This window comes from Thermocrispum municipale DSM 44069, assembly GCF_000427825.1.
GTDB classification, from domain to species: domain Bacteria; phylum Actinomycetota; class Actinomycetes; order Mycobacteriales; family Pseudonocardiaceae; genus Thermocrispum; species Thermocrispum municipale.
In genome coordinates this window covers 686,177-710,034 of the sequence record NZ_KE386593.1, presented here as the reverse complement: position 1 = coordinate 710,034, position 23,858 = coordinate 686,177, and the positions used below count along the sequence as shown (strand labels likewise).

The 23,858-nt window shown below is 70.3% G+C and carries 24 protein-coding genes; 3 read left to right on the top strand and 21 right to left on the bottom strand.

Annotated features, from left to right (window positions below; genetic code table 11):
* Window positions 1–17 precede the first annotated feature (17 nt).
* The 14 genes from YWM_RS0118770 to YWM_RS0118700 all read right to left on the bottom strand — a co-directional run bounded on the left by YWM_RS0118770 (window position 18) and on the right by YWM_RS0118700 (window position 13,925).
* On the bottom strand, window positions 18–584 hold the full coding sequence (locus YWM_RS0118770) for a TlpA family protein disulfide reductase (RefSeq protein WP_028851980.1): 567 nt from the start codon (window positions 582–584) through the stop codon (window positions 18–20).
* A complete protein-coding gene (locus YWM_RS0118765) occupies window positions 581–1,216 on the bottom strand; it encodes a histidine phosphatase family protein (RefSeq protein WP_028851979.1) in 636 nt (211 codons plus the stop codon). The genes YWM_RS0118770 and YWM_RS0118765 overlap by 4 nt, the downstream gene beginning before the upstream one ends.
* Before the next feature lie 104 nt (window positions 1,217–1,320).
* Window positions 1,321–2,616 (bottom strand): glutamate-1-semialdehyde 2,1-aminomutase, encoded by a 1,296-nt coding sequence (hemL, locus tag YWM_RS0118760; RefSeq protein WP_028851978.1) that lies wholly within the window; start codon window positions 2,614–2,616, stop codon window positions 1,321–1,323.
* A complete protein-coding gene (locus tag YWM_RS0118755; RefSeq protein ID WP_245566092.1) occupies window positions 2,613–3,026 on the bottom strand; it encodes a hypothetical protein in 414 nt (137 codons plus the stop codon). Before YWM_RS0118755 ends, hemL begins: the two co-directional genes overlap by 4 nt.
* 18 nt (window positions 3,027–3,044) lie before the next feature.
* Window positions 3,045–3,491 (bottom strand): hypothetical protein, encoded by a 447-nt coding sequence (locus YWM_RS0118750; RefSeq protein ID WP_028851976.1) that lies wholly within the window; start codon window positions 3,489–3,491, stop codon window positions 3,045–3,047.
* Window positions 3,488–4,246, bottom strand: a complete 759-nt coding sequence (locus YWM_RS25405; RefSeq protein ID WP_052345120.1) for a DMT family transporter — start codon at window positions 4,244–4,246, stop codon at window positions 3,488–3,490. The genes YWM_RS0118750 and YWM_RS25405 overlap by 4 nt, the downstream gene beginning before the upstream one ends.
* Window positions 4,243–5,217 (bottom strand): porphobilinogen synthase, encoded by a 975-nt coding sequence (hemB, locus tag YWM_RS0118740; protein ID WP_028851975.1) that lies wholly within the window; start codon window positions 5,215–5,217, stop codon window positions 4,243–4,245. The genes YWM_RS25405 and hemB overlap by 4 nt, the downstream gene beginning before the upstream one ends.
* Window positions 5,218–5,318: 101 nt before the next feature.
* Window positions 5,319–6,875, bottom strand: a complete 1,557-nt coding sequence (locus YWM_RS0118735; protein ID WP_028851974.1) for a bifunctional uroporphyrinogen-III C-methyltransferase/uroporphyrinogen-III synthase — start codon at window positions 6,873–6,875, stop codon at window positions 5,319–5,321.
* A gap of 63 nt (window positions 6,876–6,938) precedes the next feature.
* Window positions 6,939–7,871, bottom strand: coding sequence for a hydroxymethylbilane synthase (gene hemC, locus YWM_RS0118730; protein ID WP_028851973.1), 933 nt, complete (start codon window positions 7,869–7,871; stop codon window positions 6,939–6,941).
* Between the two features lie 42 nt (window positions 7,872–7,913).
* A complete protein-coding gene (locus YWM_RS0118725) occupies window positions 7,914–9,221 on the bottom strand; it encodes a glutamyl-tRNA reductase (RefSeq protein WP_028851972.1) in 1,308 nt (435 codons plus the stop codon).
* A complete protein-coding gene (locus YWM_RS24525) occupies window positions 9,222–10,076 on the bottom strand; it encodes a redox-sensing transcriptional repressor Rex (protein WP_084612516.1) in 855 nt (284 codons plus the stop codon). It abuts the gene before it with no gap.
* Between the two features lie 459 nt (window positions 10,077–10,535).
* Window positions 10,536–12,104 carry a molybdopterin-dependent oxidoreductase gene (locus YWM_RS0118710; RefSeq protein ID WP_028851970.1) on the bottom strand — a complete coding sequence of 523 codons (1,569 nt, stop codon included), beginning with the start codon at window positions 12,102–12,104 and terminating at the stop codon, window positions 10,536–10,538.
* A 71-nt stretch (window positions 12,105–12,175) separates the two neighbouring features.
* Window positions 12,176–12,418 carry a glutaredoxin family protein gene (locus tag YWM_RS0118705; protein WP_028851969.1) on the bottom strand — a complete coding sequence of 81 codons (243 nt, stop codon included), beginning with the start codon at window positions 12,416–12,418 and terminating at the stop codon, window positions 12,176–12,178.
* Window positions 12,419–12,446: 28 nt separating this feature from the next.
* Complete coding sequence (locus tag YWM_RS0118700; RefSeq protein WP_028851968.1) at window positions 12,447–13,925, bottom strand: AMP-binding protein; 1,479 nt, start codon at window positions 13,923–13,925, stop codon at window positions 12,447–12,449.
* Window positions 13,926–14,240: 315 nt separating this feature from the next.
* On the opposite strand from YWM_RS0118700, the gene YWM_RS24520 reads away from it, so the two are divergent.
* From YWM_RS24520 to YWM_RS0118685, 3 genes are all read left to right on the top strand, one after another.
* The gene (locus tag YWM_RS24520) at window positions 14,241–14,888 is read left to right on the top strand and encodes a sigma-70 family RNA polymerase sigma factor (RefSeq protein WP_211232523.1); all 648 of its coding nucleotides are present in this window, start codon (window positions 14,241–14,243) and stop codon (window positions 14,886–14,888) included.
* A 109-nt stretch (window positions 14,889–14,997) separates the two neighbouring features.
* Window positions 14,998–16,176, top strand: coding sequence for a DUF5667 domain-containing protein (locus tag YWM_RS0118690; RefSeq protein WP_028851967.1), 1,179 nt, complete (start codon window positions 14,998–15,000; stop codon window positions 16,174–16,176).
* Between the two features lie 190 nt (window positions 16,177–16,366).
* Window positions 16,367–17,272 (top strand): HAD family hydrolase, encoded by a 906-nt coding sequence (locus tag YWM_RS0118685; protein ID WP_028851966.1) that lies wholly within the window; start codon window positions 16,367–16,369, stop codon window positions 17,270–17,272.
* Between the two features lie 280 nt (window positions 17,273–17,552).
* Here YWM_RS0118685 and YWM_RS0118680 read toward each other — a convergent pair whose 3' ends face one another.
* From YWM_RS0118680 to YWM_RS0118650, 7 genes are all read right to left on the bottom strand, one after another.
* Window positions 17,553–18,563 (bottom strand): lysophospholipid acyltransferase family protein, encoded by a 1,011-nt coding sequence (locus tag YWM_RS0118680; RefSeq protein ID WP_052345117.1) that lies wholly within the window; start codon window positions 18,561–18,563, stop codon window positions 17,553–17,555.
* 21 nt (window positions 18,564–18,584) lie between these two features.
* On the bottom strand, window positions 18,585–19,622 hold the full coding sequence (locus YWM_RS0118675) for an NAD-dependent epimerase/dehydratase family protein (protein ID WP_028851964.1): 1,038 nt from the start codon (window positions 19,620–19,622) through the stop codon (window positions 18,585–18,587).
* A 207-nt stretch (window positions 19,623–19,829) separates the two neighbouring features.
* Window positions 19,830–19,931 (bottom strand): 30S ribosomal protein bS22, encoded by a 102-nt coding sequence (locus YWM_RS25910; RefSeq protein WP_005453035.1) that lies wholly within the window; start codon window positions 19,929–19,931, stop codon window positions 19,830–19,832.
* 143 nt (window positions 19,932–20,074) lie between these two features.
* A complete protein-coding gene (locus YWM_RS0118665) occupies window positions 20,075–20,290 on the bottom strand; it encodes a helix-turn-helix domain-containing protein (RefSeq protein ID WP_028851963.1) in 216 nt (71 codons plus the stop codon).
* A 554-nt stretch (window positions 20,291–20,844) separates the two neighbouring features.
* On the bottom strand, window positions 20,845–21,657 hold the full coding sequence (proC, locus tag YWM_RS0118660; protein WP_043661538.1) for a pyrroline-5-carboxylate reductase: 813 nt from the start codon (window positions 21,655–21,657) through the stop codon (window positions 20,845–20,847).
* A gap of 276 nt (window positions 21,658–21,933) precedes the next feature.
* Window positions 21,934–22,800: a thioesterase family protein gene (locus tag YWM_RS0118655; RefSeq protein ID WP_028851961.1), complete on the bottom strand. Its 867-nt coding sequence runs from the start codon at window positions 22,798–22,800 to the stop codon at window positions 21,934–21,936.
* A gap of 43 nt (window positions 22,801–22,843) precedes the next feature.
* The gene (locus YWM_RS0118650; protein ID WP_028851960.1) at window positions 22,844–23,770 is read right to left on the bottom strand and encodes a proline dehydrogenase family protein; all 927 of its coding nucleotides are present in this window, start codon (window positions 23,768–23,770) and stop codon (window positions 22,844–22,846) included.
* Window positions 23,771–23,858 lie beyond the last annotated feature (88 nt).

Below are 23,858 nucleotides of genomic sequence, written 5' to 3'. Positions count from 1 at the left end.
CTAGGCCGTGTCCGGCATCACTCGGCGGTGAGTCGCTGCAGGATCGGTTTCAGGTCCGACGCCAGCACCGGTTCGAGGAAGACGTTGGCCACCCGGTGCTGTTCGTCCAGCACCAGGGTCAGCGGTACGACGTTGCGCGGCAGGCCCCTCAGCTGCAACATCACCCGCCCCGACGGGTCGTACAGCGACGGGTAGGTGAGCTTGCGGTCCCGCAGGAAGTCCTGTGCCGTCTCGCGCACCGGGTCCCGCACGTCGATGCCCAGCACCACCACGCCGCCGTCCGGGTCGTGGATCTGCTGCAGCTCGGGCGCTTCGACCCGGCACGGTGGGCACCACTGGCCCCACACGTTCAGCACCACGACCTTGCCCGCGAAGTCCTTGGTGGACAGCTGCTTGCCCGGCTTCATCAGGTCTTCGCCGGTGACGGTCAGCTGTTGCCGCTCGTCGGGCGAGTACTCGATGCGCGTCTTGCCGCCCGGCGCGACGAACGTGAACTGCGAGCCGCTGACCACGGCGTCGTCGCCGGTACTGCATCCGGCGAGGGCCAGGACCAGACCGGCCACCAGGGCCAGCGCTCGCCTCATGCCCCGGTCACCCGCGGGTCGGTGTGCCCGGCAGGCTCGGCGTACCGGATCGCGGTGATGGTGTGCCCGGTGAACTCGAAGCTGGTCAGCGACGCCAGTGAGCACTCCCGCTTGCGCGGGTCGTGCCACAGCCGCTTGCCCTCCACGAATCGCCGCAACGTCCAGATCGGCAGCTGGTGCGACACGCACACCGCCTCGTGGCCCTCCGCCGCCTCCCGTGCCGCGTAGGCGGCACCGATCATGCGGCGGGCGATCTGCAGGTACGGCTCGCCCCACGACGGCCGCAACGGGTTGATCAGCTTGTGCCAGTGCCGCGGCTCCCGCAGCGCACCGTCACCGACCGAGACCCGCAGGCCCTGGAAGTAGTTCTCCGACTCGATCAGCTGCTCGTCGGTGTCGACCTCCAGGCGGTGCGCGGCCGCGATCGGTGCCGCGGTCTCCTGCGCGCGCTGCAGGGGCGAGGCCACCACGTACGTCACGTCGTTCTTCGCGAGGTATTCGGCGACGGCGAGGGCCTGCTGGTTACCGGTCGCCGACAGCTTGTAGCCGGGCAACCTGCCGTACAGCACACCCTCGGGGTTGTGCACCTCGCCGTGCCGTACGAAATGCACCACGGCCTTCGTCGCCGTCATGAACGCCTCCGCTCGTGCGCCGTCACGAGTCCAGCTTGCCACATCGGTGTGAACGTACTCGCTGGTGGGCACGGCCCTTCATGAGCCACACCACGACCGTCGCGTCACGCCTGGGCGCGTGCCGCGGCTTCCGCTGCCGCGGGCAGCGCCGCCTCGATCCGCTCGAACGTCTCGTCGTCCATCGCCGCGTTGACGAACCACGCCTCGAACGCGCTCGGCGGCGCGTAGACACCGCCTTCCAGCAGCGCGTGGAAGAACGGCGCGAAGCGGAACGTCTCCGAGGCTTGCGCGCCTGCATAGTCGTGCACCGGCTGGTCGGTGAAGAAGACGGAGAGCAGGTTGCCCGCGTATTGCACGGTGTGCGGCACCCCAGCCGCGGTCAGCGCGTTGGTCAGCAGCGCGCCGAGCTGCTGCGAGTTGCGGTCCAGCGCGCGGTAGACCTCGGCGTCCGCGGCACGCAGCGTCGCCAGGCCGGCGGCGACCGCCACCGGGTTACCGGACAGCGTGCCCGCCTGGTAGACCGGGCCGCTGGGCGCGAGGTGCTCCATCACGTCCGCGCGGCCACCGAACGCCGCCGCGGGAAGCCCACCGGACATGACCTTGCCGAACGTGTACAGGTCCCCGGCGATCTGCTCCAGCCCGTACCACCCGGCCTGCGACACCCGGAAGCCGGTCATCACCTCGTCCATGATCAGCAACGCACCGTGCTGGTCGCACAGCTCGCGCAGCCCGGCGTTGAAGCCGTCGCGGGGCGGGACCGCGCCCATGTTGCCCGCCGCGGCCTCGGTGATCACGCACGCGATCTCACCGTCGTTGTCCGCGAACGCCCGCTTGACGGCGTCGAGGTCGTTGTACGGCAGCACGAGCGTGTCCGCCGCGGACGCACCCGTCACCCCGGGCGACGTCGGCAGGCCGAGCGTGGCCACACCGGACCCGGCTTGTGCCAGCAGCGCGTCGACGTGCCCGTGGTAGCACCCGGCGAACTTGATGATCTTGCTGCGGCCGGTGAAGCCCCGCGCCAGGCGCACCGCGCTCATGGTGGCTTCCGTGCCCGAGTTGACCAACCGGACCCGCTCCACCGGGCCGACCCGGTTGATGATCTCCTCCGCCAGGTCCAGCTCGCCCTTGGTCGGTGTGCCGAACGACAGCCCGGAGGCCGCGGCCTCCTGCACCGCCTGCACGACGTCCGGGTGCGCGTGGCCGAGGATCATCGGCCCCCAGGAGGACACCAGGTCGACGTACTCGTTGCCGTCCGCGTCCCGCAGGTAGGCACCGGAACCCGACACCATGAACCGCGGCGTGCCGCCCACCGCCTTGAAGGCACGCACCGGCGAGTTCACCCCACCCGGGGTGAGCGTCGCGGCCCGGTCGAACAGTGCTTGCGACTCCTGGAAGGTCATGGTCCTCCGGTTCCTCGGACGTCCTCGTCGAACGGCGGCCACGGCTCGGCGTCACCCTTCTTGCGCCGCGGGCGCGCGCGCACCGCGAGCAGCACCTGGCGCACGGCGTCCAGCACGAGCAGGACGGCCACCAGGCCCACGCCGATCGCGCCGCTGATGGCGTCGCCGTGGTAGTGGGTGAGCTGCACCGACCCGTCGGGCGTGGGCACCTGCGTGATGCCGTTGCTCCACAGCCGGAACGCCAGCCACACCGCCACGGCCGCCACGATCAGCTCGACCAGGGCGACGATCGCCCGCCACGGCTGGTGCAGCCGTCCCGGACGATCGGCAGCGGCCTCGCTCGCCTGCGGCCCGGCCGCTGGGGCCGCTTCCTCGGCCCGCGTGCTCCCGTCGCCCGATGTTCTGGTCATGCTCACGTCGTCAGCTTCTCATGTGCCGATGGCCGATCGCAGCGCGGTGCGCAGCGCTTCGGCGTCCCGCGCCCACGCCAGCACCCTGGTGTCGTCGGTCAGCTGCAAGCGCACCGGCTGGTACTTGCGCGGCACGGTGTGCCCGCCACCGAGGATCCGCAACTCGCGCACCTGCTCGTCGCGCGGCGACGCGGGGAACACCTTGGCGATCTTGTCGATGGCAAGCACCTCGGACCCCTGGGTCAACTCGGTGGCGGTGACCCGCACGCGGCAGAACCGGCGCCGCGCGTAGACCCACAGCACGGTGAACAGCAGCAGCACTCCGCCGGCGAGCACCCACAAGGTCCAGAACACCGGGCCGGTCATCGCCTCCACCCCGATGCCCACCGCGACCAGCACGATGGGGAAGGCCAACGCCGCCCAGCTGCCCCCTGGGTCGTCGTAGAGCACTTCGCTGTCGCTCACCGACCACCTCGCCACCGACGCTTCGCCACCGGCAGCTTCGGAAGGTAGGCGCTCGCCGCGGGCAGGAAAAGCAGAACCGCCGCGACCACGCTCAGCGCAAGTCCGATCCAGTGCGCGAGGTTGACGTACTCGACCGGCAAGAAGGCACAGAAAGCCGCGATGACCAGCGTCAGCGCGGACAACACCGTCCGCGCTGAGCGGGTCCCCTCGCGCACCCGGTAGGCGAACGTCACCACGAGTATCGCCAGCATGACGCCGCCACTGCCCAGCAGCCACGCCAATCCGGAAGCACCGGCCTCGACGTCCTCCGCGGTGACGTCGGTGCGCATGATCGGGTCGCCCGCGCGGATCGCGCGCTCGTAGGCGGCCACATTCGCCGCGGCGATCTCGTCGACGTCGACGATCATCAGGATGAACGCCAACGCGGTGGCCGCCGCGGCGGCGAGCCAGAGCACGACGGACAGGGTGACCTCGCGCGGTGGTGGGCCTGCGGGGCGTTCGCGCGACTCCAGCGGCGGGAGCCCGGCGGCTTCCCGCTCCAGGTGGTCGACCGGGTCCGAGTAGTCGGGTCCGGCGGCGGGCTCCTCCGGGAGATCCGGAGCGTCCCAGTCCAGGATGCCGCCTGGCCGCGCGTCACCGTCCGACGCGCCGTCGCCGTCGCGTACGCCGTCCCTGTGCGGCGAAGCGGGCCGATCCGACAAGTCGTCGCCGTCGCGCACCTCGTCCCCGTGCGGCGAAGCGGGCCGATCACTCATCGGGACAGCCAGGTCGCGGCCTCCGCCGCCCAGTACGTCAGCACCATGTCGGCGCCCGCCCTGGTGATCGAGGTCAGCACCTCCATGACGGCGCGCTCTCGCTCGATCCAGCCACGCTCGGCGGCCGCCTCGATCATCGCGTACTCACCGGACACCAGATACGCCGCGACCGGCACGTTCGACAGCTCCGCGGCCATGCCGACCACGTCCAGGTAGGGCAGCGCCGGCTTGACCATGACCATGTCGGCGCCCTCGGCGAGATCCAGCTCGATCTCCCGCAGCGCCTCGCGCGCGTTGGCCGGGTCCTGCTGGTAGGTCTTGCGATCGCCGCGCAGCTGCGAGTTCACCGCCTCGCGGAACGGCCCGTAGAACGCGCTGGCGTACTTGGCCGAGTAGGCCAGGATGCTCACATCGGTGAATCCGGCCTCGTCCAGCGCGGAACGGATGACTCCGACCTGGCCGTCCATCATGCCGCTCGGGCCGAGCACGTGTGCGCCCGCTTCCGCCTGCGACACCGCCATCTCGGCATAGCGCTGCAGCGTCGCGTCGTTGTCCACGTTGCCGTGCTCGTCCAGCACACCGCAGTGGCCGTGATCGGTGAACTCGTCCAGACACGTGTCGGCCATCAGCACGGTGTCGTCGCCCAGTTCGTCGCGCAGATCGCGCAACGCGACGTTCAGGATGCCGTCCGGGCTGCTGGCCGCCGAGCCGATCGCATCGTGGTTGGCGGGCACGCCGAACAGCATCAGGCCACCCACCCCGGCGGACACCGCGTCCACCGCGGCTTTCCGCAGCGACTCACGGGTGTGATGCAGCACGCCGGGCATGCTCGCGATCGGCCGCGGCTCGCTCAGCCCTTCGGCCACGAACATGGGCAGAATCAGCTGACGCGGCCGCACCTCCGTCTCGCGGACCAGCCGCCGCATCGCGGCGGTGCCGCGCAACCTACGGGGTCGATGCTCGGGAAACATTCGTCAAACGGTACTCCGCGCGCCCGCGGAGGCTTCTCACCCCCGAAACACCAGTGCGCGAGCCCACCTGAGGCGGGCTCGCGCACTGGACGACTCGGCGACTACGACGAGGACGTCTTCGTCGACCGCCGACGCTTGGCCTTCCGCGGTGGCGGCAGGGCACCCTCGGCGCGCAGTTTCGCGGCGTGCGCGGCCAGCTCGTCGACCAGCACGGTCACCCGCGGCTCGCTGGCCAGCACGTCGACCCGCAGCCCGAACTCCTGCGCGGTCTCCGCGGTCTTCGGCCCGATGCAGGCCACCAGCGTGCGCGCGTGCGGCTTGCCCGCGATACCGACCAGGTTCCGCACGGTCGACGCCGAGGTGAAGCACACCGCGTCGAACCCACCGGTCTTGATCATCTCGCGGGTCTCGGCAGGCGGCGGAGCGGCGCGCACCGTGCGGTACGCGGTCACGTCGTCGACCTCCCAGCCACGCTCGGTCAGCCCGGCGGACAGCGTCTCGGTGGCGATGTCGGCCCGCGGCAACAGGATGCGGTTGACCGGGTCGAGCACGTCGTCGTACGGCGGGAACTCCTTGAGCATGCCCTCGCTGGACTGCTCGCCCTGCGGGATCATCTCCGGCGTGATGCCGAACGCCCGCACCCGGTCGGCGGTGGCCTCACCGATGCAGCCGATCTTGACCCCGGAGAAGGCGCGGGCGTCCAGGCCGAACTCCTGGAACTTCTCCCACACCGCCTTGACCGCGTTGGCCGAGGTGAAGATGACCCACTGGTAGCGGCCGTCCACCAGGCCCTTGACCGCCCGCTCCATCTGCGCGGGGCTGCGCGGCGGCTCGACCGAGATGGTCGGCACCTCGTGCGAGGTGGCGCCGTGGCTGCGCAGCCGCTCGGTCATCTCGCCCGCCTGCTCCTTGGTGCGCGGGACCAGCACCTTCCAGCCGTACAGCGCCCTCGACTCCCACCACGACAGCTTGGTCCGCTCGGAAACCACGTCGCCGATGGTCACGGTCAGCGTGCCGACCGTCTCGCCGACCGCGTCGGCCATCGAACCCAGCGTGGTCTCCACCGTGCGCTGCAGGTTGAGCGTGCCGTTGGTGGTCACCGCGACCGGGGTGTCCGGCTTGCGACCGTGCTCGATCAGCTCGGCGGCGGCCTGCCCGAGGTGCGCCGACGTGGCGATCAACACCAGGGCCCCCGGGGCCGCGGCCAGCGCGGCCCAGTCCGCCTCGCCGCGCGCGTCGATCAGGTTCACCGTGGTCTGCTCGCTGCCCAGCGCGATCCCCGCGTATGCGGGCACGGCGAGCGCGGGCGCGACACCTGGCAGCACGTCGAACACGGCGTCGGTCCGCGACACCTCCTTGACCTCGGCGATCACGGCCGAGCGGGTGAACGGGTCACCCGACACCAGCCGCAGCACCAGGCGCCCGGCCTTGGCCTCGGCGGCCAGGTCCTTGGCCACCTCGGCGGACTCGCCGACCGCAGGCCGCACCTCGGCGCCGTCGGCCGCCAGCGCCAGCACGCCGGACGGCACGTCCGGGTCGGTGACGATGAGGTCCGCCTTGGCGAGCAGCTCCTGCGCGTTCGCCGTGATCAAGCCGGGATCGCCCGGGCCTGAGCCGACGAAGGCGACGCGCCCGGCGGACTTGCGTGCGGGGGTCATCTCGTGCACTTCTCCTTGTCGTGTTCGAGGAGGTTCTGGTCTTGGTTCGTCCGGTGCTGCCGATCAGTGCGGGGCGGCCCCGAGGTCGAGCAGCTCGGCGGCCAGCGCCTTGCCCATCGACTCCGCTTCGGCCAGCGCACCGGTGATCGAGGCACGCAGCAGGTGCGGGTTGTCCGACTCGGCGTCGACCGCGGCGACCCCGCGCAGGGACAACCGGGTCACCACCGAACCGTCATCCGCCAGGTCTTCCACCACGTCGGCCAGCGCGCCGACCGGGGCGCTGCACCCGGCCTCCAGCGCGCACAGCATGCTGCGCTCCGCGGTGACGGCCGCGCGCGTGTGCGCGTCGTCCAGCGCGTCGTGCAGCAGCTGCTCCAGCTCGACGTCGGCGGACCGGCACTCCACCGCCAGCGCGCCCTGCGCGGGCGCGGGCAGCATCTGGATCGGGTCCAGCGTCTCGGTGATCTTGTGCGAGCGGCCCGCCCGGTCCAGCCCGGCGCGGGCCAGCACGACCGCGTCGACCTCACCGGAGTCGATCTTGCCCATCCGGGTGTCGATGTTGCCGCGGATGCCCCGCACCTCGAGGCCGAGGCCGAGCGCGCGCAGCTGGGCGACCCGGCGCGGGGAGCCGGTGCCCACCACCGATCCCGGCGGCAGCTCGCCCAACGTCAATCCGTCCCTGGCCACCAGGGCGTCCCTCGGGTCGGCCCGCCGCGGCACGGCCGCGATCACCAAGCCGGGCTCCGGCGCGGTCGGCAGGTCCTTGTAGGAGTGCACCGCCAGATCGATCTCGCCGTTGCGCAGCGCCTCCCGCAGCGCGGAGGTGAACACGCCGACGCCGATCTGGGCGATCGGCTTGGTCGACTGATCGCCCGGCGTGGTGATGCGCACCAGTTCCACGTCGTGGCCCGCGGCGCGCAGCGCGTCGGCAACGGTTTCGGTCTGGGCGACAGCCAGGACACTCGCCCTGGTGCCGACCCTGAGGGTCTTGGTCACGGATGACTTCCGGTTGTCGGTTCGTACGGTCAGCTACTTCGGCTACTTCTGCGCCCGGTCGCGGTCGCCGGGCCGGGACACCACCGCGGGAGCCTCCGGGTTCAACCCGAACAGCTCACGCAGTGCCTCGGCGTAATCGGTGCGCACGCCACCGGCGGCCAGCTGCTTGACCCGCACCGTCGGCGTGTGCAGCAGCTTGTCCACCACCCGGCGCACCGTGCGCGCCACTTCTTCGCGCGTGTTCGCATCCAGATCCGGCAGGCGGCGGTCCAACCGCAGCAGCTCGGCGTCGACCACCTCGGCCGCTTGCGCACGCAACGCCGTCACCGTCGGGGTGACCGCGGCGGTGCGCTGTTCGGCGAGATAGTCGCGCACCTCGTCCAGCACGATGCCGGACGCCTGCGCGGTGTGCTTGGCGGTACTGGAGCCGCCGGCGCGGTCCATGCGTTCGCGGACCGTCTCCAGGTCCACGATGCGTACGCCCGGCACCCGCTCGACGGCCGTGTCGACGTCGCGCGGCATGCCGAGGTCGCAGATCACCAGGTTCTTCTCGCGCGGGTGCACGTGCTCCGGCGCGATCATCACGCCCTTCGCGCCGGTGCACGACACGGCCACGTCGGCATCGAGCAGCGCCTGCGGCACGTCGGCCAGCTCGATCGCGGCGGCGTCGAGACCGGTCGAGGTGATGTTCTGCACCAGCCGCTCGGCGGTCGCGAACGTGCGGTTGGCCACCACGATGCGGCGCACGCCTGCCTTGGCCAGCTGGGACGCGGCGAGCGCTCCCATCGACCCCGCGCCGACGACCAGCGCCGTGCGGCCCCGCAGATCACCGGCGGCGGCCAGCGCCTCGGATACCACCGACGCGCCGAGCGAGCCGAGTTCGGTTTCGCTGTGCACGCGCTTGCCGACCCGCAGCGTGTGCTGCACCAGCCCGTGCAGCGTGCTGCCGACCGTGCCCGCCTCGCGCGCGGTGGCGTAGGCGGCGCGCACCTGGCCGAGGATCTGCGTCTCCCCGACGACCATCGAGTCCAGGCCCGACGCGACGGAGAACACGTGCTCCACGGCGGCGCCGGAGTAGTGGACGTACAAGCTCTCGTACAGCGTCGGAACCGGAACGTCGGCTTTGCGCGCCAGCGCCTCGGACACCGCGGTGAGACCGCCGTGGAAGGTCTCCACGACCGCGTACACCTCGGTCCGGTTGCACGTGGACAGCACCATCACCTCGGTGATGTCCGGTGCCTGCTGCAGCTCGTGCAGCAGTTTCGGCAGCTCGGTCGCGGTGACCGCAACCCGCTCCAGCATGGTCAGCTCGGCGGTGCGGTGCGACAGGCCGACGGCGAGCACGCTCATTCAGACCACCTCACCGTTCGATGGTGTCCGGCGCGCGGTGGCGCGCCCTCCGTTGCGCTGTCCGGCCCTGTTGGCCGGCGCGCGTCCGTTGCGTTCGGCGCGCTTCGCCGCCGACCGCCCAGCGTGCCGCTGTTCGGCCTTGCGCGCGACATGGAAGGACAGGATCTGCAGCTCGACGGCCAGGTCCACCTTGCGGACCTCGACGTGCGACGGCACCTGCAACACCACCGGGGCGAAGTTCAGGATGCACTGCACGCCGCCTGCCACCAGCCGGTCGCACACGCCCTGAGCCGCCGCGGGCGGGGTCGCGATGATGCCGATGGCGATGCGCTTCTGCGCACACACCTTGGGGATGTCGTCGATGTGCTGCACCGGCAGCCCGCCGACCGGCACCCCGATCAGATCCGGGTCCACGTCGAACAGCGCTTCCACCGGGAAGCCCCTGCCCGGGAACCCGGCGTAGTTGGCCAGCGCGTGGCCCAGGTTACCGATTCCCACCACGGCGACGGTTTGCTTGCGGGTCAGCCCCAGGGTGCGCTCGATCTCGCTGACCAGCACCTCGACCTCGTAGCCGACCCCTCGGGTGCCGTACGAGCCGAGGTAGGACAAATCCTTGCGCAGCTTCGCCGAGTTCACGCCCGCCGCGGACGCGAGCTCCTCGCTGGAGACGGTGACCGCCCCCTGGTCGGCCATGGCGGACAGCACCCGCAGGTAGACCGCCAGGCGGGCGACGGCGGCTTCCGGGATGGCCCGCGCCCTGCCGACCGCGCGATCGGTGACCTTCGGCAGTTCTGCGGTCGGCGCACCGTCACCGGGAGGCTGGGGAGGTTCGACTCCATTGCCTGACCGTGCCACGTGCGCCCCTCACAAAAAGCGTGCCCTGGCGCTGTTGGCAACAAAGCGCCGGGGGAAAGAAGGTGGGATGCCTTAACGGTAACGCTTGTGAACGTGTGCACAAAATCGGCTGGTTGTTCGGGTGAGCAGCGCCATGTTCTGGGCTTATTCGGGCGCGTTGATCGGTCTGGCGGTGGCCCCGTGACGGCCGCTACCCGTCCGGCGGCACCCGCCGCCCACCACGTGAGAGCCTGCCTGCCCCACCGTCGGCTGGACAGAGAACTCCACGGCGGGCGTACCGGCCTGCCGCACGCGGCCCGCCGGCTGGACGGAGAACTCCACGGCGGGCGTACCGGCCGCACCTCGCGGCTCGCCGTCGACCAAGCTGCGCCAGGCCCGCACCGGCCGGCACAGGTGGCCCGCCGTCGCGAGCGAGGACTCCACCACGGGCGTACCGGCCTGCTGCACGCGGCCCGTTCGCTAGACGGAGAACTCCACCTCGTGCCACCCGGTCGCCCCGTCCGGCGCCACCGGCGCGACCTCCGAGGTCTGCGTGTAGCCGCTGCGATCGGTGGCCCGGCAGCGGACCTTGTGCCGGCCCGGCCCCACCTTGGTCTCCAGGCGCCACATCCGCCACGTGTTCTTGTTGACCTCGCCCGCCAGCTCCGCCTGCTGCCACGGCCCGTCGTCGATCTGCACCTCGACCTTGTCGATGCCGGTGTACGGCGCCCACGCCGTGCCCGCCACCCGGGCCTTCGACCCGTCGACCATCACGTTGTCGACACGCGAATGCGTCTTCACCGGCCCCTTGCGCGACCAGCCCCGCGGCACCCAGTACGGCGTGCGGGCCTGCCACGTGGTGACCTCCAGGTCGACCAGCCACTTGGTCGCGGAGACGAAACCGTACAGCCCGGCCACCACCATGCGCACCGGGAAACCGTGCTCGATGGGCAGCGGCTCGCCGTTCATGCCGATGGCCAGCATCGCCCGCTCCGGCTCCTGCACGACCTCGATCGGCGTGCCCGCGGTGAAGCCGTCGTGGCTGGTGCTGAACAGCTGCTCGGCGCCCTGGTGGATGCCGACCTCGGCAAGCAGCTCGGCGAGGTCGACACCGATGAAGTTCGCCGTGGAGATCAGATCGCCGCCGACCGGGTTGGACACGCACGCCATGGTCATCGTGCGCTCGACCAGCGGCCGTTTGCGCAGCTGGTCGTAGGTCAACGTGAGCGGACGATCGACCATGCCGTGGATTCGCAGCTGCCAGTCCTCCGCCCTCAGCCGCGGCGGCACGAACGCCGTGTGGATGGTGTAGAAGTCCTTGTTCGGCGTGATGATCGTCGGCGTTCCCCAGTCGGCGAAGTCCGCGCCGCTCGGCGGCTTCGGGGCGCGCTTGACCCCGGTGAACATGGCGACCGCGCGCCGGGAGGCCTCGGCGTCCGGCCCGGCCAGCCACTGCCCGGCCGCTCCCGTCAGGCCCGCGCCGACCAGCGCACCCGCCGAGCCGACCAGCAGGCTGCGCCGCCCGACGCCCGATTCCGGCGCCGGTTCGAGCTCGGCGGGCTCTTCCTGCGCCTCCTCGCGGGGTGGCTGCGCAGCCTGTGCTGCCGCGGCGCGGGAATGCAGCCAGGCGAACACGATTCCGCCGACCAGCACGCTGACAACGGGCGGGAGCACGGCGAGCGGGCCGACGTCCGGCCTGCTCAGCGCGGCAGCGAGCCCGACGACACCGAGAACGCCGATCACCATCTGGCCGGGGCCGAGCCGGTTGCGCGCGAGCCATCCGGCGAACACCGCCAGCCCGATCAACACCAACGCGATGCCGGCGAACAGCACGACCTTGTCGGCGGTCCAGAACGTGTTCTTGGCGAATTCGACCAACCACGCGGGCGACAGATCGATGACGCTGTTGGCCACCGCGAGGTACGGCGAGGCGCCCGGCGCGACGAACGCGGCGGTGAAGTGCCCTGCGGCCAGCGCGGCGGCCAATGCGGGAATGCCGATCAGAGCGGCGCGGACGACCGGGGATCGTGGCTTGGCGGCAGTCGTCATGAAGTCAATCATGCCTCGACGGCCGTGCCGGCATCTCGAAAATTTCCCACCGACTCACCCGCGCAGTGGACTTACTTCGCGGCGGCCAACGCGGCGCGGAACCTTTCCTCCTCCACCCGCCAATAGCCGTGCTGCACGCCGTCGATGAGGATCACCGGGACCAGGTCGCCGTACTCGGCCCGCAGCTCGGGGTCGCTGTCCACGTCGACGGTCCGCCACGGCACCTCGAGCTCGCCACAGATGCGGTCGACCTCTTGCTCGGCGACCTCGCACAGGTGACAGTTCGCGCGGCTGACGACGGTGACCTCGGGCATAGCCACATCATGCCCGAGCCGGACGCGGTCAACGCAGCTTGGTGCGGTACAGCTTGCCGGTGACGGTGTGCGGGAGCGCGCCGGAGAACTCCACCGTGGTCGGCACCTTGTACTTGGGAAGGTTCTCCGCGCAGTGGCTGATCACCTGCTGCTCGCTGAGCGTCACCCCGGCGGCCGGGACCACCACGGCCTTGACCGTCTCTCCGGTGTCGTCGTCCAGGACCCCGACGACGGCGACCTCGTCGACCTCCGGCAGCTGGGAGATGACGTCCTCGACCTCGTGTGGATAGACAGGGAAACCGCTGACCACGATCGTGTCGTTGACCCGGTCGACCAGGTGCAGGTCGCCGTCGGCGTCCAGGTAGCCGATGTCGGCGGTGCGGAACCAGCCGTCGTCGTCCGGGCCGCCGACCCCGTCAGGCCAGTAACCGGAGAACAGGTTCGGCCCGCGCACCGCGACCAGCCCGGTGTCACCGTCCTCGTCGGTGAGGTCGGCCAGCACCTCGTCGTCGTCCTCGCCCGGCTTGTCGTCCTCGACCAGTTCCAGCTCGACACCGGGGATCGGCCTGCCGACCGACCCGGGCTTCGGACGGCCGGTGACCATCGTCGAGGTCAGCACGGGCGCGGCCTCCGTCAAGCCGTAGCCCTCGTAGACGCCGAGCCCGGTGGCCCGCTCGACCGCGGTCGCCACGCTCGGCCGGAGGGCCGCGGCGCCGGAGATCAGCAGCCGGGCGTCGGCAAGGCCGCCGGCGAGTTGGTCGGTGTCCAGCGACGCCAGTTCGGCGTACAGCGACGGAACGCCCAGCACGATGGTGATGCGGTGCTGTTGGCACGCGGCCAGCGCGCTGCGGGCGTCGACCCGGTCGGCGAGCACGGCGGTGGCCGTCGCGTTGAGGCATTGCAGCAGGCCGGGCCCCAGCCCGTAGATGTGGAACAGCGGCGCGGCCACCAGCATCCGGTCGGCGGCCGTGACCGGGGCGGGCTCGATGGACGCCAGCTGCTCGACGTTGGCGAGCAGGGCGCGGTGGGACAGCATGACGCCGCGGGCCTGACCGCGCGCGGCTGTCGTGTAGCAGAGCAGCGCGATGTCCTCGTCGGCCCCGATCGGCGTCACTTCCTGCGCCGACTCCGGTTTCTCCGTCGGCGGCTCGAGGGAGCGCTCCACCGTTACGTCGGGCCCGGCGGCACCGACCAGGAGCCGAGCCCCGCTGTGCTCCAGCAGTTGCCGCACGTCGTCGTCGGGCGCCTGTGGGGAGGCAGGTACCGCGATGCCGCCCGCCCGCATCACCGCCAGCAGCGTGACCGCGAACGCGATCGTGGAAGGCAGCCGGACGACCACCCGGTCGCCAGGCGAGAGACCGGCCGCGAGCAGGCGCGTCGCCTCCGCGTTGATCGCCGCGTCGAACTCCGCCCAGGTCAGGCTCCGTCCCGCGGCCGCATCGACCAGCGCGACGCCGTGCGGGTCGCGAGCGGCCGCCGTGCTCGCCAGTTCGGACGTGTTCGGCACGGCCCTCCTTCGCGCTCGGGGATGTCGAGGTTGGCAGCCATCTTGACCGATGAGCCCGGTGGCTAGCTACTCGGAACCGAACCGCTATCGGGTTGTGACGTCATACGACATTCGGACGATCGTCGCTGAATCAGTCACTCCGAGCACTACCAAACAAGTGTTCCGACAACGTATGCTTCGCACGCTCGTGGGGTTGCTGTCACCGAGCGTGACGCTTGCCAGGTTCGACGACGCACAGAGCGAGGAGACCATGTGTCCAACACCATGGCTGGTCTTCGGCATGTGTCCGCGGCGCGCCCCGGAGCGACCACGGCCATGACGACCACTCGCCGGCAGCCCGTGCCAGGGACCCGCCCCGCCACCGAGACCGGTGGCGCGGACGCGGGTGCCGAGACCGCTGAGGGCTGGCGGCTGGTACGGGCCGCGCAAGCCGGCGATCAGCAGGCGTTCGCCGCGTTGTACGACCGCTACGTCGACACCGTCTTCCGTTACGTGCTGTTCCGGCTGGGGGACCGGGAAGTCGCCGAGGACGTCACCAGCGAGACGTTCCTGCGCGCGCTGCGGCGGATCCGCTCGGTCACGTACCAAGGCAGGGATGTTGGCGCGTGGTTCATCACCATCGCCCGCAACCTGGTCCTCGACCACGTCAAGTCCAGCCAGTACCGGCGAGAGATCACCACGGGTGAGATCGCCGACGCCGGGCCGGTGCCTTACCTGGCCGAGCACCGGGCCAACGACGGCCCGGAGCAGAAGGTCATGGCCATGGCGACGAAGGAGCAGCTGCTCCGCTGCATCGCCGAACTGGGCGATGACCAGCGAGAATGCATCGTGTTGCGGTTCCTGCAGGGGCTGTCGGTCGCCGAGACCGCGGTGATCATGCGCCGCAACGAGGGCGCGGTGAAGGCATTGCAGCACCGCGCGGTGCGCCGCCTGGCGCAGCTTCTGCCACGGGGGACGAGATGACCGTGACAACGGCCGCGAGGCGGCACGGTTCTGCCGGGTGGGCCGGCGTAACCGCGCATCCCGCTGGTCGTTGGGTCATCACGAGAGACCTCCTAGTCAGGATTGCAGCGTGAACGAGCCCGTATGGTTCCGACGGCCGCGCGAAGCCAGTGATCGCTTCGCCGAGGCCGTCGATCGTCCTGGGCACACAGCGGCCGAGGAGTTCGACGATGAGCTTGCGGTCGTGGAGATGCTGCGTGAGCTGGGCTCGGAACCCGTCCTGGAGGCCTCGGCGCGGGAGCGGATGAAGGCGGCCGTACTGGCCGAAGCCGCCACGATCCAGCAGGCCGACGAGGAGCCGGAGGTTCACCCGATCCGGCCGACGCACAAGCAGCGCCGCAAGGCGGGTCTGTGGGCCGCGGCGACCGCGGCCGGGATCGTCGCGCTGGGCGCCTTCGGCATCGAGTTGGCCCAGAGCGCGCTGCCCGGCGAATGGCTCTACGACGTCAAGCGCACCACCGAGTCGATCTCGCTGGACCTGACGTTCTCGCCCAGCGGCAAGGCGCTCAAGCAGCTCGAGCTGGCTGAGATCCGGATCGCCGAGCTGGCCGCGCTGAGCGAGCGCGACCGATCGGACGGCGGCGCCACCGCGGAGGAACTGGCCGGCTATCGCACATTGATCGCCGACCTGAACCGGACCGTCGCCTCGGCCTCCCGGGCCATCACCAGCTACGCGCCGCAAACCAACGGCGGAGACCTCCGCACGCTGCGCGACTGGGCGTCGAGGAACTCCACGCGGCTGGCCGACATGCGATCGGCCGTACCTGCCGGCGCCGTCGGCCAGTTCGACGGCAGCATCGAACTGCTCGATCGAGTGCAGCAGCGGGCGAGCGCCCTGCTGGACCGCTGGTCGTGCGACCAGATCACCTCCGGGCACGAGGACGCACTCGGAGCGTTGCCCGCCGACATGGTGTGCCAGCCGCCCGAGGACTCGCCGCGGACGGCCGTGAGCCCGCGTGCCAGCCGCGCACCCGCGGAGGGCAAGGAAAGCCGCACACCGTCGGCGGAGAAGACCGCCGGCGCTCCGTCCGGTGGTGAGTCCGGCGACAAGTCGTCGAAAGAGCCGGACAGCTCCGACGGTGGCTCCGGCAATGACACCGATCCGCCGACGATCGAGCTGCCGCCGCTGCCGGATCGCGAATCGAGCGAACCCGCACCGGAGCAGCCCACCAAGCGGCCACCGGAACTTCCCCTCATCCCGTTGCTGGAAGACCTCACCAAGCTCGACCTCGGCTTGCGGCTCAAGTAGCCGACCGGCCGCTCACCTGGGATTTCGGTCAGGTGTCCGAACCGTTCACCGGGAGCACACATCCCGCGCCGAGCCTGTTCACCGCAGCTCGACACGGCCGGTGCATGATCACGGGACGAACCAGACGTGGTTGGCGCAGCTGGATAGTCTGTAAGTAGCAGGACGAGATGCTTGCTGGGAGGCGGTGCGCGTGTCGTTGTGGTGGAGCAGGGAATCGCCGCGCGACGTCGAGAAGCGGGCCGCAGAAGCCGGGGAAGCCTCCGCGGAGGCCGCCGTCTCGCTGGAGAAGGACAGCAAGCAAGCCGAGCCCGCGAAGGACTCCAAACCGGTCACGCCGGATCTGACCGCGGCCGCGTTCTTCGACGTGGACAACACGATGATGATGGGCTCGTCGTTGTTCCACCTGGCCCGCGGGTTGGCCGCCAGGAAGTACTTCACCACCGCCGACCTCGCGGGGTTCGCGTGGCAGCAGCTGAAGTTCCGCATCGGCGGCAAAGAGGGCGACGTGAACTCGCCGCGCGAGCGGGCGCTGTCGTTCGTGGCCGGGCGCAGCGTCGCCGAGCTGAACGCCGTCGGTGAGGAGATCTACGACGAGCTGATGGCGGACAAGATCTGGTCCGGCACCCAGGCGCTGGCCCAGCTGCACCTGGACGCAGGCCAGCGGGTGTGGCTGGTGACCGCGACGCCGGTGGAGATCGCCAACATGATCGCGCGCAAACTCGGGTTGACCGGCGCGCTGGGCACGGTCGCCGAGCAGAAGGACGGCGTCTACACCGGCAGGCTGGTCGGCGACCTGCTGCACGGCCGCGCGAAGGCGCACGCCGTCCGCGCGTTGGCGGCGAAGGAGGGCTTGAACCTCAAGCGCTGCACGGCGTACTCGGACTCGCTCAACGACGTGCCGATGCTGTCGGTGGTGGGCACGGCCGTGGCGATCAACCCGGACACCGGGCTGCGGGACGTCGCGCGCGAACGGCAGTGGGAGATCCGCGATTGGCGGACCGGCCGTAAGGCGGCCAAGATCGGCGTGCCGTCGGTGCTGGGCGCCGGGGCGTTGGCGGGTGTGCTGGCCGCCGGTTTGGCTTACCGGAAGCGCTAGTCAGGCGGCAGGCTCAGAGTTGGCGCCGCGAGCCCGGCCAGGCAGCCCGCCCGCGACCGGCACGGCTCGCCGCAGGGCCTGGTGAAATGGCAACCGGTCCGGCTTGCCGCAGGGCCTGGTGAACCAGCACCCGATCCGGCTCGCCGCAGGGCCTGGTGAAACGGCACCCGGTCCGGCTCGCCGCCGGCTTCGGTCAGGCGGCACGCTCGTTGCCGGGTCCCAGGCGAGAGCTACCGCACCGAGTCGGCTGGATGCCGGCGCCGACCGCGACCAGTCCACCTCACCGGAAGACGCCGCCCCGCTCGGCCAGCCGCGCGTACAGCATCCGCTGGATCGTCTCGCGCACCTGGTCGGCGACCGTGAACACCGCCATCGGGTCGTCCACGTCCACCTGCATCGCGTCGGTGCGCACCGGGTCGCCGAACTCGATGTGCCACTTCGTCGGCAGCGGGATCGCGCCGAGCGGACCGAGCAGTGGGAACAACGGTGTGACCGGGAAGTACGGCAGGCCGAGCAACCGCGCGAGCGGCTTGATGTCGCCGATCTTCGGGTAAATCTCCTCGGCGCCGACGATGGCGCACGGCACGATCGGCACGCCGCTGCGCAGCGCGGCCGCGACGAAGCCGCCCCGGCCGAACCGCTGCAGCTTGTACCGCGACGAGAACGGTTTGCCGATCCCTTTGAAGCCCTCGGGAAAGACGCCGACCAGCTCGCCGTCGTTCAGTAGACGCTCGGCGTCGGCGTTGCATGCCAGCGTGTGCCCGACCTTGCGCGCGAACGGCCCGACGAACGGGAGCTTGAAGACCAGGTCGGCGGCCAGATGCCGGGCATGCCTGCCGGACGCCTCGTGCACCGCCACCGACGCCATCAGCGCGTCGAGCGGGATCGTGCCCGAGTGGTTGAAGACCAACAGCGCACCGCCGTCGGCGGGCAGATTCTCGTCGCCGTACGTGGTCACCCGGAACCACTTGTCGTACAGCACGCGCAGCACGGGCAGCACGAGCGACTCGGTCAGTTCCTCGTCGAAGCCGAACTCGTCGACGTCGTAGTTCCCGGTCAGCCTGTTGTGCACGAACTCGAGCGCCCGCGTCAACGGATCCGGCTCGGGCTCGATGCGTGCCTTGCGCACGGCAGGCATCGCGAGCACCTCGGCGTCATGCGGTTCGGCGACCGACCTGCTCTGCCGCTCACGCCCGGGCAGCGGGATCACCTGGGCAGACCCTGCACCGAGGACGTCGGCCCCCGTGCCGCCGGCTCGAACGAAGTCCGGTGCGGGATCTCTATCCACCATCACTACTCCAGGTTGTGCGGATCATCTGCGACGCGCCGCGGCCAGTGCCACCCTGCTCAGTGACTCCGACACCGCGCCGCCGTCGACCACCGGACGCAGCCCCCGACCCTGCACGTAGTCGTCGAACGCTTCGAGCGTCGACCAGCGAGGTACGTAACCGAACTCTCGCTTCAATCTCGTCGTGTCCACCACCAGGCCGTGTTGCAGCATCTGCAGCCGGTCGTGGGAGAAATCGACCACTTTCGCGCCCCGCAGCACCTTGCCGATCGACGGCAGCAGGCCCTTCGGCAGCGGCAGCTCGACGCGGCCCGCGCGCCGGATCGCCTGCGACAACGTCAGCACGCCGTCGCCACCGACGTTGAACACGCCGGGCTTGTCGGCCACGGTGGCCAGCTCCAGCACGCTGAGCGCGTCCGCGGAATGCACCAGCTGAATGCGGGCGTCGTAACCCAAGATCGTCGGCACGACCGGCAGCGCGAAGTACCGCGTCGTCACCGTGTCCACCTGCGGGCCGATCAGGTTGGTGAAGCGGGCGACCGTCACCTCGATGTCCGGCCGCCTGCGCTGCAGCCCACGCACGTAACCCTCGACCTCGACCGCGTCGGCGACGTAACCGGTGGGCGACGGCGGCCGCAGCGGCGCTTCCTCGTCGAACACCGCGGGCGAACGCGAACCCGTGCCGTACACCGCGGCCGTCGATTTGACGACCAGCTTGCGCACCAACAGCGACCGTTGGCACGCCGCGAGCAGCCGCATCGTGCCGATGACGTTCATTTCCTTGATCGCACCCCGCCGGGCAGGGCCTGCCGGGTGCGCGGTGGTCGATGCGTGCACCACCGTGTCCACCCGGGCCGTGGAAATGATCTTGGCGATGAGCGGGTTACGGATGTCCGCACGCACGAACTCGGCGCGCCCGAGCCGGGCGGCAACCCGCGGCGGCGGAGGGACCGTGTCCACGCCGATCACCCGCTCGAAGTCCGGGTTGCTGCCCAGCCTGACGAGCAGTTTTCCGCCCAGTTCGCCGCCGACCCCAGTGACCAGCACGATGTTGGACGGCATACGGCTCCCGGGATGAAACGCGAGGACATCGACGAACAACAGGTGCGCCCGCCACGAATCCGGCGCGGCGCACTTGCGATGCTACTCCGCGTGTGCGGCCATCCCTAGGGCGATAACGCGCTGTTAACAACCTCGACCGCAGACGGACATCGGCGCCAGCCGGCCGAGTAGGCGCGAACGACTTCTGCCGAAACGGCAGTGAAACTCTTACTTGCCCTGCTTACGACGCTGAACTCGAGTACGCCGCAACAGCTTGCGGTGCTTCTTCTTGGACATGCGCTTACGACGCTTCTTGATCACCGAGCCCACAGGGCACTCCTCTTTGAACGACTAGAACCAGCTTGGCGAGATTATCAAGCGCCGCCCGCCGGGCTTTGTCCTGCTCCATCAACCCACGCCGGCTCCAGCGAGCTGGGCAGTACCCGTTCGCCATCGCACCGTCCGCGGCGACGTCACCCGACGTCGTAATACGCGCTCTCCAGATAGGAGTGCACGGCCTTCTCCGGCACTCGGAACGACTTGCCCACCCGCACCGCGGGCAGCTCGCCCGAGTGCACCAGGCGGTACACGGTCATTTTGGACACCCGCATCATCGCGGCGACCTCGGCGACGGTGAGAAACTGCACCTCGCCCGGCGTAACCGACTCGGGGCCCTTCTTCTGCGGCATAGTCAGACTCCTGGGACACGCCTCGCGCCGCTCGGCTTCCCCACCGGCGGTGTCGACACGTGCGTGCTACCTGTGAGCCTAGCGGGACCGCTGTGACTCTTGCGACATGAGCGTCCGTTTTGCCGCGAACTCGCAACCTGATTCGGCGTGTCGTTGCCGCGCCAAGGGCCATCCGTGTGATATTTGCTGCTCCTCCCGGGCGGACCCGGCGGCATACGAGCAGCCGGGGAGAAGTACACCACACGGGTGAAGGGCGGTGGTCGGCCGGTGGTCCGGACGGGGCGACATCAGCTGGTGGCCCCGACAGAATGGCGCAAGCCGGTGGTCCCCACGAGGCGGCGCGACCGGTCGCTCCGACGACCGCTACGGGCAGGTGGTCCCGATGAGACGGCCCGGCCGGTGATCCCGAGGACCGCTACGGGCAGGTGGTCCCCACGAGACAGCCCGGCCGGTGATCCCGAGGAAACGGCGCGGGTCGGCGGTCACGAGACCCGCTGCGGGCCGGTGATACCCGGCGGGCGTTCTGGACCCCCGGCCAAGGCCCGAGCGCCCGCTCAGCCTTCGTGCGCTTTGCCGAGCTCGACCGACCGATCCCTGGCCGCCTCGATGGCATCCAACAGCGCGGCCCGCACGCCGTGCTTCTCCAGCTCCCGGATCGCGTTGATCGTGGTGCCCGCGGGCGACGTCACCGCCTCGCGCAGCAACACCGGGTGTTCGTCGGAGCTCGCCAGCATCTTCGCCGCACCCACCGCGGACTGGATGATCAACTGCTCCGCCACCGAGCGCGGCAGCCCCAGCAGGATGCCCGCGTCGATCATGGCTTCCACCAGGTAGTAGAAGTACGCGGGACCGGACCCGGACAGCGCGGTGACCGCGTCCTGCTGGCTCTCCGGCAGCTCGATGACCTTGCCGACGTGCGACAACATCTTTTCGACCATTGCCACGTGGTCGGGGTTGGCGTACTTGCCTGGTGAAGCCACGCTCATCGCCTCGCCGACCAGCATCGGCGTGTTCGGCATGACGCGTACGACCGGGACCTCGCCCAACCGCTGCTCGAACAGCGTCGTCGGCAGGCCTGCGCACAGCGAGACAATCAACGTCCGCGCGGTGACCAACGGAGCAAGATCGGCCAACAACGGTTCGATGTCCTGCGGCTTGACCGACACCACCAGAACGTCGGCGGTCTTGGCCGCGTCCTCGAGGGTGACGCCGCGGATGCCGTACTGCTCGGTGAGCTGAGCGGACCGCTCGGGGTGGCGTTCGGTGAACAGCAGCTCGTCCGGCTGGTGACCGCCTGCCAGCAAGCCGGACAGCAGGGCCTCCCCGATCTTGCCCGCTCCGATGACCGCGATGACGGGATTGCTCATGCCCACACTGTAGAAGCGCCCCGCGACCGGTGCGCTCGCGGACCGAACGTGCGCATCGGAGAGCGTGCTTTCACTGCCCCAGACGGAGCACCGTACGGCGGGCGTTCACAGACCCGGCATCAGCGCCACCGGTGTGCGTTCACGGCCCGGCCGGGCAGCACAACGCCCATCTTCACGACCCAGGCGGGCGCACCGCAAGGATGCGTTCACCGCCCGGGCGTGAGCACCGCACGGTGTGCGTTCACGACCCAGGCGGGCGCACCGCACGGCGTGCGTTCACGGACCAGGCGTGAGCGCCAGCTGACGGGTCTGACACACCAGCTGCCCGCTGGTGTCCAGCACCGTGGCGTCGGAGTCGAACCAGCTCCCGCCGACCGCGCGGCTCTCCACGTGAACCCGCAGCCAGCCGGGCAACGGCCGGGCCCGCACGAACGCGGTCAACTGCACCGTCGGCGCCCACCCCGGCCGACCGATCAGGAACGGCATCGGCGGGTTGATGTCGCCGGCCAGCAGCGCGAAGTACACGTCGGCCTCCGCGTTGCGCGGGCGCACCCACAGCCGCATCCGAGGTGGCCGCTGTCGATCCCGTGCACCGGGTGCCGGCCGCACCGGCCTGCGGGCGAGCAGGGCCGCCGCGCTGGAATCCATCCGCACGTCGCATCCCTGGGCGAGCCGGAAGACCGATGGCCCGACGCCGGGCATCTCCTCCCCCAGCGGGAGCGCGTTCGCCGGCGGCTCTGCGGGCATCACCGGCAGATCCACCCACCCCGGTCGCTGCGCGGGCAGGCGGCCGATCACCACCCTCGACTCCACACAGCTTCGGCCGCGCTGCTCGAGGGTCACCGCGATCACCGACGTCTGCCTGCCGACCTTGCGGACATCCGTGCGCAGCAGCACCGGCCCGAGGCTGGTGGCGTGCAGGAACTCCGTGCTGACCGCGATCGGGTCGCCGTTGACACCTTCGTGCTCGGCGGCCACCAGCATCGCGGTCCGCGCGATCAACGCCGTCACGAACCCCCCGTGGGGGTGACCGTTGATGGACCATTCTGAGCGCAAGGCCGTGGTGAACGTCCCGTCGCCCAGTGGACGCGGTTGGCTGGCCGCTGCGAACGGCACCGGCTGTTCGGGTGCGGTGGCGGTCATGGCGTCATCTCGGCAACGGTCGGGGCATGGGCGGTGTGTCGATTCATGTCTTACTCACCAGTGCGCGCAGGAAGAACGCTGTGTTCGCGGGTCTCTCGGCAAGCCTGCGCATGAGGTACCCATACCACTGATCGCCGTAGGGAACATAGATCCGAACGGTATCCCCTGCGGTGGCCAAACGTCGTTGCTCGTCCGGCCGGACGCCGTAAAGGAACTGGAACTCGTACTCACCAGGGGCGAGCCCGTACGCCTCGATGCGGTCCTGGAGCACGTCGATCAGCCGGGGGTCGTGCGTGGCGAACATCGGGTATCCGCCACCGGCCAACAGCTGGTTGGCACACCGCACGAAGGCGAGATCGACTTCGTGTTGCTCCTCGAACGCCACCTCCGGTGGCTCGGCGTAGGCGCCCTTCACCAGCCGGACCCGTGACCCCGGCACGGCGAGGTCGGCCAGGTCGTCCTCGGTCCGCCGCAAGTACGACTGGACCACTGCGCCCACTTCCGGCCACGTCTCGCGCAGGGAGCGGACGATGCGCAGCGTGGCGTCCGTGGTGGTGTGGTCCTCCATGTCGATGGTCACGCTCGTTCGGCACTGCTCGGCGGCCGCGCAGACGCGGAACGCGTTGTCCAGCGCCAGCCGCTCGTCAAGCTTGAGCCCGAGTGCGCTGAGTTTGACGCTGACCTCCGCGGTCGGCGTCAGTTTCTCGGCGTGCAACTGGTCCAGCAGCCGCAGGTAGGCCTGCACGGTGACTTCGGCCTGCGCCTTGTCGGTGACGTCCTCGCCCAGGTAGTCCAGCGTGGCGTGCAGGCCGTCCTCGGCCAGCCGGGCCACCACGGCGACCGCGTCCTCGGTGGTCTCCCCGGCCACGAAGCGCTCCACCACGCTGCGGGTCACCGGCGCGGTCTTGACCACCTTGCGGATCGACTCGTTGTCGGCCGCGGCCAGGATGAGCGAGCGCAACGGGTTCACATCACGAGACTAACCGGAATCCGGTATTTCGCTGGGTGCGCGGCGTTCGCGTCGCCGTTCGCGTCTGGTGAGCGCCACGCTGTGTGCT